An 18685-nucleotide genomic window follows, 5' to 3' on the forward strand; every position below is an offset into this window, starting at 1 on the left:
TCGGGCTGCTCGTCGCTCCTCCCTGCGGCCGGACCGACGACGGGTGCGGTGGTGGAGGGGGCCGACATCGCGACGAGCGAGGGGACGTTCGCCCGCTACGAGATCGTGGACCTGTCGGCGGCCACGATCGAGGCCCTGCGCGGGCGTGCGCTGGACAGCCTGCTGGCCTCGTTCGGGGACCGGCGCCCGTCCCTCGAGGCCGTGATCGGGGTCGGCGACTACGTGGCCGTCTCGGTCTGGGAGGCCGGCTCGGGCGGGCTGTTCTCCGGGCCCCTGGTGGCCGACCGCTTCTCCGCCGGCTCCAAGTCCGCCCTGATCCCCGAGCAGGTGGTGCCCCGCGACGGGGCGATCAGCGTGCCCTATGCCGGGCGCATCCAGGTGGCCGGACGCCGGCCCCAGGACGTGCAGGCCCTCATCGAGACCGAGCTCGCCGGCAAGGCGATCCAGCCCCAGGTGCTGGTCTCGGTCACCAAGGCCATTTCCCAGACCGTCACCGTCACCGGCGAGGTGGTGGCCGGGGCCCGGGTGCCGCTCTCGGGCAAGGGCGACCGCCTGCTCGACGTGGTCGCCACCGCCGGGGGCGTGCGCGCACCGGTCAACGAGACCTTCGTGCGGCTCTCGCGCGGCCCGCAGACCGCCACGGTGCCGCTGACCACGGTGGTGTCGAACCCGGCCGAGAACATCTTCCTGCGTCCGGGCGACACCCTGACCCTGGTGCGCGATCCCCAGACCTTCCTGGCGGTGGGCGCCCTGGGCTACTCCACCGAGATCCCGTTCCAGGCCGAGGGCATCACCCTGGCCCAGGCCCTGGCCAAGGCGCGTGGCCTGTCCGACTTCCAGGCCGACCCCTCGGGCACCTTCATCTTCCGCTTCGAGCCGGCGGCGGTGGTGCGGCGCCTGAAGCCGGGCAGCCCGCTGCTCGGCACGCCCCTGGTGCCGGTGGTCTACCGGATCAACATGCGCGACCCCAACAGCCTGTTCCTGACCCAGGCCTTCCGCATGCGCAACCGCGACCTCGTCTACGTCTCCAACGCCCCCTTCACCGAGGTCCAGAAGGTCCTCTCCGTCTTCTCGACCGTCACCGCGCCGNACTGGCGCGGCGACCGGGAGGACATCTACAGCGATCTCCTGACCCAGGCCTTCCGCATGCGCAACCGCGACCTCGTCTACGTCTCCAACGCCCCCTTCACCGAGGTCCAGAAGGTCCTCTCCGTCTTCTCGACCGTCACCGCGCCGGTCTCGGCGGCCGCGTCGGTCTACGGCGTTTCGCGCTGATACGAAAAAAGGGGGCGCCCGCTGCGCCCCCCTGGTTCGCTCGCCGACGTGCTGGATCCTAGAAGTAGGACTTCAGGGTGCCCCGACGCCGGACATCGAGCGTGGCGCAGTGGAACGAGCCGCCGAACGGGCCGTAGGACAGGAACGGCGCCGGGATCGGATCGAAGCCCCAATCCTTGAGGGCCTTGATCAGGGTCGGCTGGCTCGCATCGACGACGATCTTCTTCTCGTCGAGCGCCAGCACGTTGATCGAGGTCCAGGGCGAGCACATCGAGATCTTGCTCATGAAGCCCTCGACGGGGTCGGGGCGGGGCGCGATCAGCACGTCCCACTTCTTCAAGACGGCAGGCAGCTTCTCGACGTCGATGTAGTCCGGGTTCACCAGTACCTTCCCGGGCGCCAGCGGCATGAACGATGAGTCGATGTGCATCGGCTGCGGGCAGCGGCTCTCGATCTCATGGACCCGGAAGCCGGAGCCGAGATGGCGGCGCAGCCACTCGATGCCCATCAGGTTGGTGACGTTGGAGCGGGTCACGAAGATGTCGCGGCCACAGCGCACGAAATCGGCGGCGTCGAAGACCGGCTCGAACTCATTGACCGTGAACTGCATCGGCTCGCCGGCTTTCAGGTTCGGCACCCGGTAGTCGTAGTTGTAGAGTTCGTCCGTGAGCTGCGGCCGCGGTGCCGACGTCCAGCGCGCACCGTTGCGGAAGTATTCCTTGAACAGCGAGCGGTAGGCGTCGCCCTCGAAGTAGCGCGAGCGCCAGCACATCGGGCTCTCGATGATCTCGTCGCCGATCACAAGATACGGATCGCGCGGGCAGGCGACGCAGAAGCCGCGAGAGGACCAGCGCGGAGCCTTGTACTTCCGGGAGAAGTCGAGCGAGTCGGGACGGCGGATCTTCACACCCTCGCCGGCGAGGATCGAGATGAAGTTGTCGAGCTCCTTCTGGGCGAGCTTCTTCATGAACTTCGGGTACCGGAAGCCGGATGCGAAGCGGTAGAACGGCTGGGCGGCGCGCGGCAGGTTGAAGATGACCGTCAGGTGGTGTGTCGGAATGGTCGCACCATCGAGACTTCCGACGATGACCTCCTCCAGCGGGTCCCACTCGTTCCAGGCCATCACCGGGGAGCTCGGAGCGGGATCGCGGGTCGCCCCGTAGGCGCTTCCGGCGTAACGCTCCACCTGCGCGTCGTCGTGCACGACCTCGCCGGCCGTGATGTGTGATTCGCGGTCCATCTAAATCCGTTCCCCTATCCGCCCCGACGGCTGATTCTCGGGCCTTCCGCCCTGTGCCGCTTTGGTTCTGACTGTGTCTCCGGGGTGATAGACAACGGTTCCCAAAGCTGCAACTTCCGGAGACGTTCACTGTTTCCGACGGTTTTTTCCGGTCGGAAACACGGCGGATCTAAGCTGCGATTCGCTGTGCTGCTGGCCGAAAGGGGCCCATGAAACGTCTCACGACATTGGCCCTGATCGCCGGACTCTGCACGGTCGTCGGCCTGTTCCTGTCCTCGGGACTGGAAGACGTCGCGGCTGCTGTGGTCAGCGCCGGCTGGGGTGCCTTGGTCGTGGTCGTCGCGCGCGCTGTCGCGGTGGCCTGGGCCGGCCTCGGCTGGTTCGTGATCTTTCCGACCGCAGCGCGCCCGACCCTGTGGGACTGCATGACCCTGCGGTTCGTGCGCGAAGGCATCAACACGCTCCTCCCCGTAGCCCAGGTGGGCGGCGACTTCGTGGGGGCCCGGCTCCTGACGAAGCGCGGCGTGTCCGGCGGCATCGCGGGCGCCAGCATGTTCGTCGACCTGATGACCCAGGCGGTCACACAGTTTCTGTTCACCGTGGCGGGCGTCCTGCTCCTGGTTTGGGTCGCCGGCGATGGACCGATCGTCCGGACGGTGGCGGGCGGCCTCGCCCTCGCAGCGCCCGCCCTCGGTGCCTTCTACCTGATCCAGCGGCGGAGCGGCCACAAGGTCATCCAGGCCCTGGTCAGCCGCTTCGCCGGCGCGCGCGACTGGCGTGCGCTCGGCGCCATCGACGTGCTCTACGACAGCCTGAAGCGTCTCTACGGCAATCGCGGCCGCGTCGCTGGTGGCCTCGGCATCCATCTGATCGGCTGGTTCATCGGCACGGTCGAGGTTTACGTCGCCCTGCATTTCATGGGCTATCCCATCAGCATCGTCGAGGCTGTGGTGATCGAGAGCCTCGCCCAGGCGGTTCGCGGTGCGGCCTTCGCGGTTCCCGGCGCCCTCGGTGCCCAGGAGGGCGGCCTCATCGCGCTCTGCGCCATCTTCGGCATCCCCGCCGAGGCGGCTCTGGCGCTCTCTCTGGTCAAGCGTCTCGCCGATCTCCTGGTGGGTGTTCCCGGCCTCTTCGCCTGGCATGCGCTGGAGGGAACCCAAGCCGTGGAGCCTGTGGCGACCGAGGTGCGGACTGAGCCGGCCCTCCGGCACGACCTCCTCGTCCCGGTGCTCGCCAATGACTTTGGAAACCGCGCCCGCGCCGAGGCCGATCTGGGAGATCTCAAGAAGTGCGCCTGAATCGCCTCGTTCTCGCGGGCCTCGTCTTCGGCCTCCTGCAGCTGAGCCCGAGCGCCCACGCGGCGGACGATGCCGCGGTGGAGTCGGTCAGCAAGGTCTACGCGACCTTCGAGGCGGCCCTGAAGGCTGCTCCGAAGGACGTCGGCGCCCGTGCGGCCAGTATCGGTCCCACGCTCGGCGAGACCTTCGATTTTCCGGCTATGATCCGTCTGGCCGCCGGACCCAAGTGGAAATCCTTCGCGCCGGAGCAGCAGGGCGCCCTCACCGAGGCCTTCGGCCGATACTTCACGGCAACCTACGCGACCCGGCTCGCGCAGGCGGCCGGCGGCAAGTTCACGGTCAAGCCGCAGAGTGAGGCGCGCGGCCCGAACCGCGTCGTTCAGACCGAGGTCGCCAACAAGGACGGCGACACCTCCCAGGTCGACTTCCTGGTCGGCCCGGGCAACCGGGTGCAGGACGTCTATCTCAACGGCAACGTCAGCGAAGTGGCGAGCCTGCGCGGTAGCTTTGCCGAGCCGCTGAAGACCGGCGGTGCGGATGGCCTCCTCACATTCATGCGCGAACGCACCACGGGGATGCTCGCCGTCAAACCAGCGCCTTAGAGTCGGGCGAAACACCCCGGACTTTGTTCCTCTCCCCGCCTTCGACGATTCGCGCCGCTCGCTACCGCGGCACTCTCACGAGACCCGTGACCGAGCGATGCCCCTCATGGACCTGACCTGGCTCTCGCACTTTCTGCCGCTGATCGCCCTGGTCGGCTGCTTCTACGGCCTGACGGCGGCTGCCTTGGCCAGCCGGTTCGCGCGGAAGCCGGAGCCGCAGCTCGGGACCGAAGTCCCGACGGTCACCATCCTCAAGCCTCTCTGTGGGATCGAGCCCAACCTCTACGAGAATCTCGAGACGTTCTGCCAACAAGCTTATCCAGCACCGGTCCAGATCGTCTTCGGCGTCCAGAATGCGACGGATCCTGCCATCGCGGTTGTCCGCCGTCTCCAGGCAGCCTATCCGGCCGCGCACCTCGACCTCGTGATCGACGCACGCCAACACGGTTCGAACCGCAAGGTCTCGAACCTCATCAACATGTCGGCCCGCATCGCCCATGACGTCGTCGTACTCGCTGACAGCGACATGGTGGTGAAGCCGGATTACCTCGCTCGCGTCGTCGCTGCGCTGAGCCAGCCGGGCGTCAACGGCGTGACCTGCCTCTATCACGGTGTGCCCGCCCATCGGGGCATCTGGGCCCACCTCTCCGCCCTCGCCATCGACGTCCAGTTCCTTCCCAACGTGGTGATGGGGACGTCCCTCGGCCTCGCCAATCCGTGCTTTGGCTCGACCATCGCCTTCAGCGCGAAGGCACTGGCCGAGATCGGCGGTTTCGAGGCGTTCCGGGACGATCTCGCCGACGACTATGCCATCGGCGAGGCCCTGCGTGCGCAGGGCGGCCTCGTGGCGATCCCAAGCTTCACCATCGGCCACACCTGCGTCGACACCGACCTGGCGAGTCTGTGGAGCCACGAGCTGCGCTGGAACCGGACCATCCGGAACGTCGATCCCGCCGGTTACGCTGGCTCGTTCGTCACGCACGCCTTCCCGCTGGCCCTGATCGGCGCGCTGATTCCGGGGGCGGGCACCACCGCGCTCGCGGTCGCAGCCTTCGCGCTCGCCTGTCGCATCGTCCTCTGCATCCGGCTGGAACGCGCCTTCGGCCTCGCCCCGCACCCTTACTGGCTGTTGCCGATACGTGACATCCTCTCCTTCATGAACTTCACCTGGAGCTTCGTCTCAGGTGCGGTGACATGGAAGGGCCATGATTATCGCGTGGTTGCAGACGGTACCTTGATCCCCGAGACGACGCTCGGCCGCGATGCTGGTGCATCGTCACTCTGACCTTCGTCTCGACCCTCGTCTCATCTTTCCCTTGATCTCGCTGAGGCCTTGAACCCCATGCGCACCCTCTTCCTGCAGGCCCCCACTTTCGACGGCTTCGACGGCGGCGCCGGCTCCCGCTACCAGGCCAAGCGCGAGATCAAGTCGTTCTGGTATCCGACCTGGCTCGCACAACCGGCTGCCCTGGTGCCGAACTCGAAGCTGATCGATGCTCCCCCGCACAACATCAAGCTAGACGAGATCGTCGCCCAGGCACACGACTTCGACCTCGTGGTGCTTCATACTTCGGTTCCATCGTTCAAATCGGATGTGAAGACCGTCGAGGCGCTGAAGGCTGCCAATCCGAAGCTCATCGCTGGCCTGATCGGCGCGAAGGTGGCGGTGGATGCCGCCGGCTCCATGGCGCAGGCTCCGTGCATCGATTTCTGCGCCCGCAACGAGTTCGACTTCACCGTCAAGGAAGTCGCCGACGGCACTCCGATGTCCGAGATCAAGGGCCTGTCCTATCGTGATGCCAACGGCGTCGTGGTCCACAACGAGGACCGCGAGATCATGACGGACATGGACCAGCTCCCGTTCGTGACGTCGGTCTACAAGCGCGATCTCGAGATGGAGAAGTACTTCATCGGCTACCTGAAGCACCCCTACATCTCGTTCTACTCGGGCCGGGGCTGCAAGTCGCGCTGCACCTTCTGCCTCTGGCCGCAGACGGTCGGCGGTCACACCTACCGCACGCGCTCGGTCGCGCACGTGATCGAGGAGATCAAGTACTGCCTGAAGGAGTTCCCGCAGACGAAGGAGTTCTTCTTCGACGACGACACCTTCACCGACAACCTGCCGCGCGCCGAGGAGATCGCCCGCGAGCTCGGTAAGCTCGGCGTGACTTGGTCGTGCAACGCCAAGGCGAACGTGCCCCGCGAGACCCTGAAGGTCCTGAAGGATAACGGCCTGCGCCTACTCCTGGTGGGCTACGAGTCCGGCAACCAGAAGATCCTGAACAACATCAAGAAGGGCATGCGCGTCGAGGTCGCCGAGAAGTTCACGAAGGACTGCCACGAACTCGGTATCGCCATCCACGGCACCTTCATCGTCGGTCTCCCCGGCGAGACGAAGGAGACGATCCAGGAGACGATCGCCTTCGCCAAGCGCATCAACCCGCACACGATCCAGGTCTCGCTGGCTGCGCCCTATCCCGGCACGTTCCTTTACAAGCAGGCCGTCGAGAACGGCTGGCTCGACGTCGAGAATGCCGAACTGGTGGATGAGAACGGGGTCCAGATCGCGCCGCTGCACTACCCGCACCTGTCGCACACGGAGATCTTCGCGGCCGTCGAGGAGTTCTACAAAAAGTTCTACTTTCGCGCACCGAAGATCGCTTCGATCGTCTCCGAGATGGTGCGATCGCCCGACATGATGAAGCGCCGCCTGCGCGAGGGCGTGGAGTTTTACCGCTTCCTCAAGGAGCGTCAGACCAGCGCTGCCGCCTGAGCGCGACGCCGGTTCGATAGGAGACGGCCGGGCTGGAAAGCCCGGCCGTTTCGCGTTTCGGGGTCCAGATCCTCAACCGCGGACGGAGACACCGTCCGCAAACCGGAGCCGCTCAGTGAAGCGATTGGTTGTCACGGCTGATGATTTCGGCCTCAGCCTCGAGGTCAACGAGGCGGTGGAGCAGGCCCACCGTGACGGTATCCTGACGGCCGCGAGCCTGATGGTCTCGGCGCCGGCCGCTGCCGACGCGGTGGCACGGGCCAAGCGCCTGCCGTCCCTCAGGGTCGGTCTGCATCTCGTGATGGTGGAGGCATGGCCGACCTTGCCGCCGGCCGAACTGCCGGATCTTGTCGGACCGGATGGGCTCATCCGCAGCGACATGGGTCGGCTCGGCCTCGATCTCGCCTTGAAGGCATCCGCGCGGCGTCAGCTGGCCGCCGAGATCGAAGCCCAGTTTCAGGCTTACAAAGAAACGGGTCTGCCCCTCGATCATGTCAACGCCCACAAGCACTTCCACGTGCACCCGCTGATCGCGGGGCTCGTCCTCGCCGTCGGCGCCCGGCACGGCATGCGGGCGATTCGCGTCCCTCGTGAGACCCGTGCGGTGCTGCGGGCCGTCGAGCCGGGTACGGTCGCGAAGGCGGCCCTCGATACGGCGCCCTGGGCAGCGCTCCTCGCAGTCCGCGCACGTCAGGCCGGCCTCCTGATCCCTGATCGGACCCTGGGCCTTGCCTGGTCTGGAGCGATGACGCCGGCCCGCGTGGCGGGCCTTCTGAGGCACCTGCCGGACGGTCTCACCGAACTCTATACGCATCCGGCCACCGGGGGCGGGTTCGCGGGTGAGGCCCCGGGTTATGCCTACGCGGCGGAACGCGATGCGCTCATCGCATCGGAGAGCGTGGCGGCCGTTGCCGGGATCCCGCGTGGCGGGTTCTCGGACTTTCTGGTCTGAGCGCTTGGACGACGCTGCGCCGATCGGACCACTGGATCGGAAAACGGGCGCAGATTTGGTCCGCGCCCGTTTTCCGTCTTGCTCTGAAAACCGCGTCCTACTTCGCGGGAACGGCTTCCGCGGCGTGAGCGCGGGCGGCCTGCGGCACGGCCGCGTCACCTTCGGGACGCTTCGGATCCGGGTGCTTGGGCGGCGGCCCGAGGAAGGCCGGAACCACGAAGAACGCGGCGACCAGGGTGAAGAACAGCGACAGGGCGAGGAGCTTGCCCATGCTGGCTGTACCCGGATGGCTGGAGAGCACCAGCGATCCGAACGCGGTGCCGGTGGTCAGGGCCGAGAAGAAGATCGCCCGGGTCAGGCTGGATGCCAGCATGTCGGTGACGCCCGCCCGCCAGGCGATGACGTAGTAGATGTGGAAGGCCACGCCGACAGCGAGCATCAGCGGCATGGCGATGATGTTGGCGAAGTTCAGCGGCATCCCGACGATGTGCAGCGCCATCAACGTCCAAAGGGTCGCCAGCACCAGGGGGCCGAGCGTCATCGCGACGTCCCAAGGCTTCCGCAGCGCCACGGACAGGATGATGAAGATCAGCACCAGGGCGGTGATCGCGGCCTGCAGGAACGCGCCGAGGATGGTGTAGCTCGAAGAGGTCGTGGCGACGGGCGCACCCGTCGCATGCGGTGCAACGCTCTGCACCTCCTTGGCGAAGTTCCGGAGAACACGGTTGTCGTTGGCGTCACCGCTCGGATGAACCTCGATCCGAGAGCGTCCATCGGCAGCCACCCACTCGGCCTTCAGCTTCGGCGGCAGGTTGTCCAGGGTGACCTTTTCGGGGTTCAGAAGCCCGGACAGTCGGGTCAGCAGCGTCTTCAGGTCGGTGGTCAGTGCAACGCTGGCGGTTTCGCGGGTGCCGACCGGGGCCGAAGCGAGCTTGTCGAGGTCGTTTGCAAGGTCGCCTGCCGCCTTCGCGCCGGGGGCATTGGAACTGGATGCGATGCCGCGCAGCGCCGTGACGGCCTCCTTGATCGCCTTGATGTTGTCCGCGTCCGTGGGCGGCGGCGGCTTGCGGCCCGGGTTCAGCACCGGGCCGAGGAGCTGTGCCGTCTCGGCGATGGTCGCGAGCTTCTGATCCTGATCCGGCGGCACGAAGGTGTTGATGTCGATCACCTTGGCCACCGACTTCAGCTTCAGGAGCTTATCGGCCAGGGCCGGCACCGCATCTACGGAGGGCGCCATCACGTCGATGATGTTCGGGCTCGTCGCCGGATCCTTGATCAGATCGAGGTAGGTCGAGATCGACTCCACCTTCGGGCTGCGCAGGTGCATCGGATTCGAGTCGAAGGGCAGCTTGAACAGGAGCGGGACGCCCCCCAGCGTAATCACCCCGACGCCGATCAGGATCGGCTTGCGGTTACGGATGATCCAAGGATCGACCCCGGCAAGCCAGGTCGTCTCGACGGCCTCCCGCTCGCCTTTCGGCTTGAACACCGCGATGAGCGCGGGCAGCAACGTGAGGGAGAACAGGTAGGCCACGATCATTCCGACGCCGGCGATGAGGCCGAGTTCGGAGACGCCGCGGAACGCGGTGGGCAGGAACGCGAAGAAGCCTGCGATCAAGGAGATCGCCGCGAGGGTCAGGGACCAGCCGACCCCGTGGGCTGCGGCTCGCATCGCCGACAGCAGGTCGGGCTGCTCGAAGCGGTCGGCACGATAGCGCACCGCGAACTGGATGCCGAAATCGATGCCAAGGCCGACGAAGAGTGCGGCGAACGCCACCGAGATCGGGTTGAGTTCGCCCACCATCAGCAGGCCGAGGCCCGCGGTGACGATGAGCCCCGCGAAGGTCGTGATCAGCACGGCGCCGATCAGGGGCGCGGAGCGGAGGGCGAGCCAGAGGAATAGGACGATCGCGCCGACCGTGACGCTGTAGTTGAGCAGCGCGTCCTCGGAGAGGGTGGCGAATTCGTCGTCCGCCACGGCGACGGGTCCGGTCAGCCGCATGCGCGGAGCGCCGGCGAATTCAGGTCCACCGAGGGTGTTGATCTTGAGATCGGAGGCGACCTTGCGCACCACCTCGGTGGCGTTCGCGCCCGGCTGCAGGGCGTTGTAATCCAGTACGGGCTGGATCATCACGAACTTGCGCAGGTCTGTGCTCTGCGTCTGCCCGTTCGCCAGGAGCATCTGCCACGACATGCGTGCGGGCTCTCCGGCCAGCACCTTGCGCACGGTCGTGTCGATCTGCGTCATCGGCCGCTCGAGATCCTCGAGCTTGGCATCGCCGCTCTTGATGCCCCGTGCGCCGAGACCGAGGACCCGCATGATACCGCGCAGGGACGGATCGGCTGCCAGCGGACCGAGGAGGCCCTGCTGCTGCACCAGCTGCTCGGTGGTCTTTGTCAGCTCCTCCTGCGACATCAGCAGGAAGCCGTTCTTCTCGTAGAAGGCACCGCCGTCCGGACGGTACACCGACTCGATCATGTCCTTGTGGCTGACGAGGGCTGCCGAGAACTCGGCCGCCGCTTCCTCCGCTTCCTCGGGCGTCTTGCCGTCAATGACGGCGACGAGGGTGCCGGTGCGTTGCGGGAAAGCCTTCTCGTAGTTGATCTCGTCCTGGCGCCAGGGCACATCCTTGTCGATCAACCGCTCGACGTCGGTGTTGATCTTGAAGAGGTGAGCCGCCACACCGGCACTGGCCACGGTGACGAGTGCGACGAGGGCTATGACCAACCAGCGACGCTGGACGGAAAACGCGACGAGCCGTTCGATCACGAGTATCCTACCTGCCTGAGCGATCCGATTGCCGCCCGGCCGCGCCAAACTTCGGCGCCGAGGCCAGTGGAGCCACGGGACGGGAATCGATCTGTCTTGTGACGCCGGTTATCACCTGTTGGTGCAAAATTCGAATCCGGTCCACGAACGGTGTCTCGCGCGGCCGGAGAGCGACGGTAGTGCGGTTCATCAAACGAATCGCATTGCTCACACGAATTTGCTTCACTCAGGCGCTCACGTAGCGACCAAATGCCTGTAATGCAACGCAAACGGATTGATCGATCGTCGGTTCAAGCCAGCGTGCGATTTCGCACTGCACTTCTCCGCGACCCAAGCTTTGGTGAACGCAAGTACGGATTGTCAACTGCTAAGCTGCGGCTCTGGCATGCAGTCAACGATTAGGAATAAGCGCATCCGACGGGGTTATATGCCGCCGGAGCGCTCCGGCTGACCGAAGGGTCCAGGTCACCGTCTGTGGCCGGATTGTTTCAGCGCCGCGAGAATTTGCACGAACGGCATCCATTCGGGGCCTTTCGGATTCGTTCCAGTCTACCTCGCTGGAATTTGGCCTTTTTTCACGCTAAGCAGCCCGATACATCGGGGCCAACAACAAGGAGCCGCGTCTTGGGCATCCCTATCCGGTACGTCGCGAAGATTGGCGGCTACATCCTGAAGCAGCACCTCACCGGTCGCAAGCGCTACCCGCTCGTGATGATGATGGAGCCGCTGTTCCGCTGCAATCTTGCCTGCGCCGGTTGCGGGAAGATCGACTACCCGGACGAGATCCTGAACAAGCGACTGCCCGTCGCCGATGCGCTGGAATCCGTGCGCGAGTGCGGTGCACCCGTTGTGGTGATCGCCGGCGGCGAGCCGCTCCTGCACAAGGATCTGCCTCAGATCGTCGAGGGCATCATCGCGCAGAAGAAGTTCGCGATCGTCTGCACGAACGCGCTCCTGCTCGAGAAGAAGATCAAGGAGTACAAGCCGAGCCCGTACTTCACCTGGTCGATCCATCTCGATGGCGACAAGGAGATGCACGACCAGTCGGTGTGTCAGCGCGGCGTCTACGACAAGGCGGTGGCGGCGATCGCGAAGGCCAAGGAGATGGGCTTCCGCGTCACCATCAACTGCACCTTCTTCAATAACTCGTCCGCCGACAAGATCGCCGACTTCTTCGATAGCGTGACGAAGATGGGCATCGACGGCATCACCGTGTCGCCCGGCTATGCTTACGAGCGGGCGCCGGATCAGAAGCACTTCCTGAACCGGAAGGCGACGAAGGAGCTCTTCCGCGGCGTGTTCCGGCACGGCAAGGAGAAGGGCCGCGAGAAGTGGACCTTCCAGCAGTCGGGCCTGTTCCTCGACTTCCTGGCGGGCAACCAGACCTACCATTGCACCCCCTGGGGCAACCCGACCCGCACCGTGTTCGGCTGGCAGAAGCCCTGCTACCTCCTGGGTGAGGGCTACGCGGCGACCTTCAAGGAGCTGATGGAGGAGACCGATTGGGACTCTTACGGCACCGGCAACTACGAGAAGTGCGCCGACTGCATGGTCCACTCGGGCTATGAGGCCTCTTCGGTCGTCGATTCGGTCAAGAAGCCCTGGAAGCCCCTGGTTCACGCGCTCCGCGGCATCAAGACCGAGGGTGAGATGGCTCCCGAGGTCAGCTTGGAGAACCAGCGTCCGGCCGAGTTCGTGTTCTCGCGCAACGTCGCGCAGAAGCTGTCCGAGATCAAAGCTTCGGGCGTCGACACCAAGCGCGAAGCTCGCAACCGCAGCGCCGCCTGATTTCAGGCCGGCGCGGCCACCCACGAACAGCGAAAACCCCGCCCTGCTCCGGCAGGGCGGGGTTTTTCGTTGGCGCCTGCGTGCCGGCTGCTCGGAGAAATGCTGCGGCAGGTGTCTTAGAAGGCCGAGATGCCGCGCTTCCGCGAGGGGACACCAATCCCGCCCCCCGCGATCTCCTCCGGAGTCGAGACGTCCGCCGACGGCGCCGGCGCGGCAGCGCCCGCGGTCGTGACGGCGGCGGGCGTCGGCAGCTTGCCGACGCGCTCGATCCGCACACCGACATAGTCGCCGCGTCGCCAGGCGATCCGGACGAGGCAGAGGAAATCGCGTCCGATGATTCGGAGCATGAAGACGGGTGGGAGCGCTTGGTTCGCGCCGACACAGATGCGCGCGCCGGATTTCGAGACATCCTTCACGCTGCAGGGGATTTCGGTACCGTCCCGGAAACGGATGGTCGCGATCCAATTTGTCGGACTGCGCTCCTCACGACGCTGGATCGGCGCCGGTGTTTCGGGTTGCTCCATGCCGGTCGCCACGGGTTCTATCTCCGCGCCCCACGCGCGTACTCGACGACATAGCGATGCAAATCTTTACAGACGGATATCGTCTCCATCCAATCCGCGCTCGGCCGGCTGCAGATGCACCAAAATCGCTCAGGGCTGGCCATAGCGGCGCCCGGACTCTTACCGACGCTCGATCCCGGTTCGGCCCCTCCGTGATGCGAAAGACCGTTCCGGCAAAGCTTCGCTTCGGAATAGAGCGTGACGCCTTGCCTTGCCGGCGCGAATCCTGATAAGGCAACCGCCTTTCCGCGATGCATCGACACATCGCCGAGGTCGCCGTCAGGTGCCTCGTTCCCGAGACCCTATGGACAGGCGGCGGGCTCGTTCCCGACCGACGTGAGACCGATGAAGATTCGCAACTCCCTCAAGTCCCTGCGTGGCCGTCACCGCGACAACCAGATCGTGCGTCGTAAGGGCCGCGTCTACATCATCAACAAGACCCAGAAGCGCTTCAAGGCCCGCCAGGGCTGAGGCCGACGGGGTGCTCTGCCGCGAGACGCGGCAAGCGCGCACGTTGACGTCGCGATCCGGGGCGAGGAAGCTCCCGGCATGTCGCGACCCGCACACCATCGATCCTGCCTGCATCGATTCTGCCTGAAAGCCGCGCTCGCCGCGGCTTTCTGCGTTTTCCTCGCACCCCCCGTCGGTGCTCGGCCGGCGCCGGAAGCGCAGCCGCCGAAGAAGACGCAGCCGCTGACGCTCGACGACCTCTACGCGCGCCTGAAGGCGGCGGGCGACGATGCCGAGGCGAAGGGCGTCTCGCGGCTGATCGAGCAGCGTCTCGGCCGTTCCGGCAGCGCCACGGCCGACCTGCTCACCGAGCGGGCCCGGCAGGCGATGTCCGGGCAGGATCTCCCCCTGGCGATCGAGCTGATGGACCGGGCCACCACCCTGGAGCCCGGCTGGTCGGAGGGCTGGAACCGGCGCGCGACGGTGTTCTGGATGCTGTCGGACCCCTCCGCGGCCATCGCCGACCTGCAGCGCACCCTCGTGCTCGAGCCGCGCCACTACGAGGCCTGGGCGGCCCTGGGACGGATCTACCAGACCCTCGACGACAAGCGTCGCGCCCTGGAGGCGTTCCGCCGGGCGGCGGCGCTGTATCCCCGGATGGATCGGCTGCAACAGGCCATCGACCGGCTGGCGCCGGACGTCGACGGCCGCGACCTGTAGCCGATCATGCTCCTGCTCAAGCTGATCGCCGGCCTCCTGGCCGGCGGGATCGTCCTCGGCCTCGTCGCCGCCGGCGTCACCCTGCTGATCTCGGCGCGGATCGAGGCGCGCTATCCGCCGGCCGGGCCGTTCGCGTCGGTGACCGGCGGGCGCATCGCCACGGTCCAGGCCGGTCCGAATCCCTCCCCGCGCGGCACCGTCGTGCTCCTGCACGGCGCTTCGGCCAATGCCGCCGACCCGATGACGGATCTCGGCCGCCGGCTCGCCGGCGAGGGGTTCCGTGTCGTGGCCCTCGACCGGCCGGGCTTCGGCTGGAGCGACCGCCTGACCGGCGCCGCCATGGCGACGCCGAAGGCCCAGGCCGGGGCGGTGGCCGAGGCCCTGAAGGATCTCGGGCTCGGGCCCGCCCTGATCGTCGGTCATTCCTGGGCCGGAGCGCTGGCGACCGCGCTCGCCCTCGATCATCCCGACCGGGTCGCGGGCCTCGTCCTGCTGGCGCCGGCGGTGATGCCGCTGCCCGATCTCGGACCGATCCCCTGGTACTACCGGGTGGCCCTGATGCCGCCGGTGACCTGGCTCCTCAGCCGGACGGTGGCGACGCCGGTGGGACTCTACTACCTGAAGCCGGCGGGCCAGTCGGTGTTCCGACCCCAGGAGGCCCCGGCCGGCTACCTGGAGGCGAGCCGGGCCGCCCTGGTCCTGCGTCCGGCGACGATGCTCGCCAATGTCCAGGACCTGATGGCGCTGCCGGACGCCCTGAAGCGTCAGAGCGCCGCCTACGACCGCATCACCGCGCCCACGGTCATCATCACCGGGGACCGCGACGGGATCGTCCCGGCGGAGCGCCACGCCAGGCCCCTGGCACGCCTGATCCCGGGGGCCCGGCTCGTGGTCCTGCCCGGGATCGGCCACATGGTCCACACCGTCGCCACCCAGGCCGTGGTCGACGAGGTCGTGCGTCTCGCCGATTCGCTGCCCGTGCGCTGAGGCGCGTCGGGCCCGCAGCCCGGACGCGCCCCGGCCGGTTCAGGCCTTCGCCGCGTGCTCGCGGGTGACGAAGGCGATGCGCACGAGGTTGGTCGCGCCGGGCGTCCCGAACGGCACGCCGGCCACCACGATGATGCGCCCGCCGATCTCGGCGAAGTTTTCGCGCACGGCGAACTTCGCGGCCCGGAACGCCATGTCGTCCACGTCGCTGGCGTCCTTGGTGACGATCGGGTGCGTGCCCCAGCACATGGCGAGCCGCCGGGCGGTCTCGCGCTTCGGCGTCAGCGCGATGATCGTCGCGTTGGGCCGCGAGCGGGCGAGGCGCAGGGCGGTCGAACCGGAATGCGTCCAGGCCATGATGGCCGTGAGGTTCAGGGCGTCGACCATCTGGTGCGCCGCCGCCGCGATGGCGTCGGAGGCGGTGGCGTCGGGCTCGGAGCGCTGGGCCGTCAGGATGGTCCAGTAGAGGGCGTCGCGCTCCACCTGCTCGGCGATCCGGCTCATCATCGAGATGGCCTCGATCGGGAAGGTGCCGGAGGCGCTCTCGGCCGAGAGCATCACCGCATCCGCACCCTCGTAGACGGCGGTGGCGACGTCGGAAACCTCGGCCCGGGTCGGCACCGGGGCGGTGATCATCGATTCGAGCATCTGGGTCGCGACGACCACCGGCTTGCCCATGCGGCGGGAGGCGCGGGTGATGCGCTTCTGCACGCCGGGCACCTGCTCCAGGGGCATCTCGACGCCGAGATCGCCGCGGGCCACCATCAGGCCGTCGGAGATCTCGATGATCTCCTCCAGGCGGGTCAGGGCCTGCGGCTTCTCGATCTTGGCCATCACCAGGGCGCGGCCCGCCGCGACCTTCTTCACCTCGGCCACGTCCTCGGGACGCTGCACGAAGGAGACGGCGATCCAGTCGGCGCCGGCCGCCAGACCGGCCTCGAGGTCGCCCCGGTCCTTCTCGGTCATGGCGGCGACCGGGATCACCGTGTCGGGCAGGGAGACGCCCTTGCGATTCGAGATGCGCCCGCCGATCTCGACGCGGGTCACGGCGCGGCCCTCGGACACCTCGGTCACGGTCAGCCGCAGCTTGCCGTCGTCGATGATGACGACGTGGCCGGGCTCCAGGGCCGAGAGGATCTCCGGATGGGGCAGGTAGACCCGCGAGACGTCGCCGGGGGTCGGGTCGCTGTCGAGCACGAAGGTGGCGCCGTTCTGCAGGATCGCGGCGCCCTCGGCGAAGGCGGCCACGCGCAGCTTCGGGCCCTGGAGGTCGACGAGGATCGCGATCGGGTGCTTCAGCTCGCGCTCGATCGTGCGGATGACCTCGATCTTCTCCGGCAGCTTCTCGCGCGGCAGGTGGCTCATGTTGAGACGGAAGACGTCCGCGCCGGCGCGAAACAGCTTCTCGATCATCTCCGGCGTGTCTGAGGCCGGGCCCAGGGTCGCGATGATCTTCGTACGGCGTGAACGTTTCAAGGCAGTCTCCATCCCCAGAGTGGGCTCCGCCGGCTTCGAAACGACCGGATCTTGAGCGAAGGGCCACAAGCACCGAAGCGGCCGGGAGGTCAAGAACGCCGCGCCGGCCAGGGCCGGCGGGGATCGCCGCGATGCAGCCGACACATGGGCCGGCGCAGCCATGCCCCGCGGACATGCGGGCGCGGCCCGCCGCCGTTTCCGGCGCGGGGGATCGACGGCGGGAGACGCGGGACGCCGCGAAACCACGTGGGGAGAATGAAAGCCGGTTCCCCGGCGTCCCTGGATCCGGCCCCGGAGGCCCGAACCCCTCACGTCACGGCGTCTGTCTACGGCGCCGGCGACTCGGCTTGTGGCAGCCCCCCTCCGGTGCCCCGATCCCTCGCGGGATCGGCGGCCCCGGCGGCCGGCTTATCATGGCCCACGGCCCCGGACCCGCCTCGTAGTGGGCGGGCCGTCCGTTGTCTGGGGGTGCCCCAGATGCCGGGCCGACGGATCGGCCCGCTCCGGAACACCTTGCGTCGCGCGGTGCCGCCCGGGGCGATGGCGAAACCGGGCCATCAACGCGGGCGCCGTCTCCTCCTCCCAAACCCACCGACCCGGTCCGCCGGCGGGCCTCCCATCGGGGGAGGCGAGTGACGGGACAAGAGCACATGATAGGAATATTGTCAAGGTTTTTCGGGCCTCGCCGCGGGCTGGGCAGCGGGTCGGGACGGTGTAGGCCCCGATGCAGCGACGCGCCGGCGCCGCACCGACGCATGGATTGGCCCGGGCCGTGCTCCCGCGTCGCGCCGCGGACGTCCCGGAGCGCCGGTCAGGCGTTGCGTCGCTCGCGGTCCCGCCAGCGAAGCGCGTCGGTCAGGGCGCGCAGGGCAGGGGGAACCTGCCGGCTCGGATAGTACAGGTGGCAGCCCGGGAAGGGCGGGCACCACGCGTCCAGCACCTGGACCAATCGTCCGCTCGCGAGATCGGCCGCGACGTCCGATTCCAGCATGTAGCCGAGGCCCGCCCCGGCGCGGATCGCGGCCGCCGCGAGCGCGCCATCGTTGACCACGAACTGTCCGCCCGTCCGCAGACGGATCTCACGGTCGGCCTGCATGAACTCCCACGGTAAGAGACCGCCGCCGCTGAGCCGGTACGAGACGCAGTTATGGGCCTCCAGCTCACCCGGGGTGGTGGGGATGGGATGGCGGGCGAAATACTCCGGCGTGCCGACCACCACCGTGCGCAGGTCGGGACCGACCCGCAGCGCCACCATGTCCCCCTCGATCGTTTCGCCGAAGCGGATGCCCGCATCGAAGCCGGCCGCGACCAGATCGGTCAGGCGGTCGTCGATCACGACTTCGACCGAGACGGCGGGATGATCGAGCAGGAAGCGCGGCAGCGACGGCTCGAGGATCGTACGCGCGGCGTAGGCGAAGGTGGTCAGCCGGATGGTCCCGGACGGCTCGCTCCGCCAGTCGGCCAAAGCCGCCAGCCCGCGGTTCACCTCGTCCAGGGCCGGATTCAGCGACCGGAGCAGGCGTTCACCGGCCGGGGTCGGGGCGACGCTCCGGGTCGTGCGAGCGAGGAGGCGCACGCCGAGACGGGTCTCCAGCCCGCGCATCGCGTGGCTCAGGGCCGAGGGCGACAGGCCGAGTTCTGCGGCCGCGCGGGTGAAGCTCAGGCTCCGCGCCACGGCCGCGAACGCCGCGAGATCATCGAGGTCTCCACGCCTCATTGCTGTGCCTCGCTCACAAACCCATCCCGCGCCGGGACGCTAATGCACCCTTGGCTTCCGGGCTACGCTGCGAT

Annotated in this window: 15 protein-coding genes; 10 read left to right on the forward strand and 5 right to left on the reverse strand. The window is 67.5% G+C overall.

Going from position 1 to position 18685, the window contains the following annotated elements; genetic code table 11:
• On the forward strand, nt 1-1089 hold a 1089-nt coding region (locus ASF58_RS11250), incomplete at both ends, for a polysaccharide biosynthesis/export family protein (RefSeq protein ID WP_055953601.1).
• 244 nt (nt 1090-1333) lie between these two features.
• Here ASF58_RS11250 and ASF58_RS11255 read toward each other — a convergent pair.
• A complete protein-coding gene (locus tag ASF58_RS11255; RefSeq protein WP_055951763.1) occupies nt 1334-2515 on the reverse strand; it encodes a hypothetical protein in 1182 nt (393 codons plus the stop codon).
• Nucleotides 2516-2724: 209 nt separating this feature from the next.
• Here ASF58_RS11255 and ASF58_RS11260 point away from each other — a divergent pair, with 209 nt between their 5' ends.
• The 5 genes from ASF58_RS11260 to hpnK all read left to right on the forward strand — a co-directional run bounded on the left by ASF58_RS11260 (nt 2725) and on the right by hpnK (nt 8140).
• Nucleotides 2725-3813, forward strand: a complete 1089-nt coding sequence (locus tag ASF58_RS11260; protein ID WP_055951765.1) for a flippase-like domain-containing protein — start codon at nt 2725-2727, stop codon at nt 3811-3813.
• 35 nt (nt 3814-3848) lie between these two features.
• Nucleotides 3849-4415, forward strand: a complete 567-nt coding sequence (locus ASF58_RS11265; RefSeq protein ID WP_348271595.1) for an ABC transporter substrate-binding protein — start codon at nt 3849-3851, stop codon at nt 4413-4415.
• Between the two features lie 97 nt (nt 4416-4512).
• On the forward strand, nt 4513-5700 hold the full coding sequence (gene hpnI, locus ASF58_RS11270) for a bacteriohopanetetrol glucosamine biosynthesis glycosyltransferase HpnI (RefSeq protein ID WP_055951771.1): 1188 nt from the start codon (nt 4513-4515) through the stop codon (nt 5698-5700).
• Between the two features lie 57 nt (nt 5701-5757).
• Complete coding sequence (hpnJ, locus tag ASF58_RS11275) at nt 5758-7188, forward strand: hopanoid biosynthesis associated radical SAM protein HpnJ (protein WP_055951775.1); 1431 nt, start codon at nt 5758-5760, stop codon at nt 7186-7188.
• Between the two features lie 115 nt (nt 7189-7303).
• Nucleotides 7304-8140, forward strand: a complete 837-nt coding sequence (hpnK, locus tag ASF58_RS11280) for a hopanoid biosynthesis-associated protein HpnK (RefSeq protein WP_055951777.1) — start codon at nt 7304-7306, stop codon at nt 8138-8140.
• 97 nt (nt 8141-8237) lie between these two features.
• On the opposite strand, the gene ASF58_RS11285 is transcribed toward hpnK, so the two are convergent.
• Nucleotides 8238-10910 carry an MMPL family transporter gene (locus tag ASF58_RS11285; RefSeq protein ID WP_055951780.1) on the reverse strand — a complete coding sequence of 891 codons (2673 nt, stop codon included), beginning with the start codon at nt 10908-10910 and terminating at the stop codon, nt 8238-8240.
• Nucleotides 10911-11534: 624 nt separating this feature from the next.
• Here ASF58_RS11285 and hpnH point away from each other — a divergent pair.
• Nucleotides 11535-12698: an adenosyl-hopene transferase HpnH gene (gene hpnH / locus ASF58_RS11290; protein WP_055951783.1), complete on the forward strand. Its 1164-nt coding sequence runs from the start codon at nt 11535-11537 to the stop codon at nt 12696-12698.
• A gap of 116 nt (nt 12699-12814) precedes the next feature.
• Here hpnH and ASF58_RS11295 read toward each other — a convergent pair whose 3' ends face one another.
• Entirely contained in the window at nt 12815-13234 is a 420-nt protein-coding gene (locus ASF58_RS11295; protein WP_055951786.1) for a PilZ domain-containing protein, read from the reverse strand.
• 372 nt (nt 13235-13606) lie between these two features.
• On the opposite strand from ASF58_RS11295, the gene ykgO reads away from it, so the two are divergent.
• From ykgO to ASF58_RS11310, 3 genes are all read left to right on the forward strand, one after another.
• Complete coding sequence (gene ykgO / locus ASF58_RS11300) at nt 13607-13732, forward strand: type B 50S ribosomal protein L36 (RefSeq protein ID WP_055886195.1); 126 nt, start codon at nt 13607-13609, stop codon at nt 13730-13732.
• Between the two features lie 78 nt (nt 13733-13810).
• Nucleotides 13811-14431, forward strand: coding sequence for a tetratricopeptide repeat protein (locus ASF58_RS11305; protein ID WP_055951790.1), 621 nt, complete (start codon nt 13811-13813; stop codon nt 14429-14431).
• Nucleotides 14432-14437: 6 nt separating this feature from the next.
• On the forward strand, nt 14438-15418 hold the full coding sequence (locus ASF58_RS11310) for an alpha/beta hydrolase (RefSeq protein WP_055951792.1): 981 nt from the start codon (nt 14438-14440) through the stop codon (nt 15416-15418).
• Between the two features lie 39 nt (nt 15419-15457).
• On the opposite strand, the gene pyk is transcribed toward ASF58_RS11310, so the two are convergent.
• Together pyk and ASF58_RS11320 are read right to left on the reverse strand one after the other, a co-directional pair.
• A complete protein-coding gene (gene pyk / locus ASF58_RS11315; protein ID WP_055953604.1) occupies nt 15458-16894 on the reverse strand; it encodes a pyruvate kinase in 1437 nt (478 codons plus the stop codon).
• Nucleotides 16895-17705: 811 nt separating this feature from the next.
• Nucleotides 17706-18611 (reverse strand): LysR family transcriptional regulator, encoded by a 906-nt coding sequence (locus tag ASF58_RS11320; RefSeq protein WP_055951795.1) that lies wholly within the window; start codon nt 18609-18611, stop codon nt 17706-17708.
• Nucleotides 18612-18685: the final 74 nt, after the last annotated feature.

It is taken from the genome of Methylobacterium sp. Leaf125 (genome assembly GCF_001423085.1).
In the GTDB taxonomy this organism is placed as follows: domain Bacteria; phylum Pseudomonadota; class Alphaproteobacteria; order Rhizobiales; family Beijerinckiaceae; genus Methylobacterium.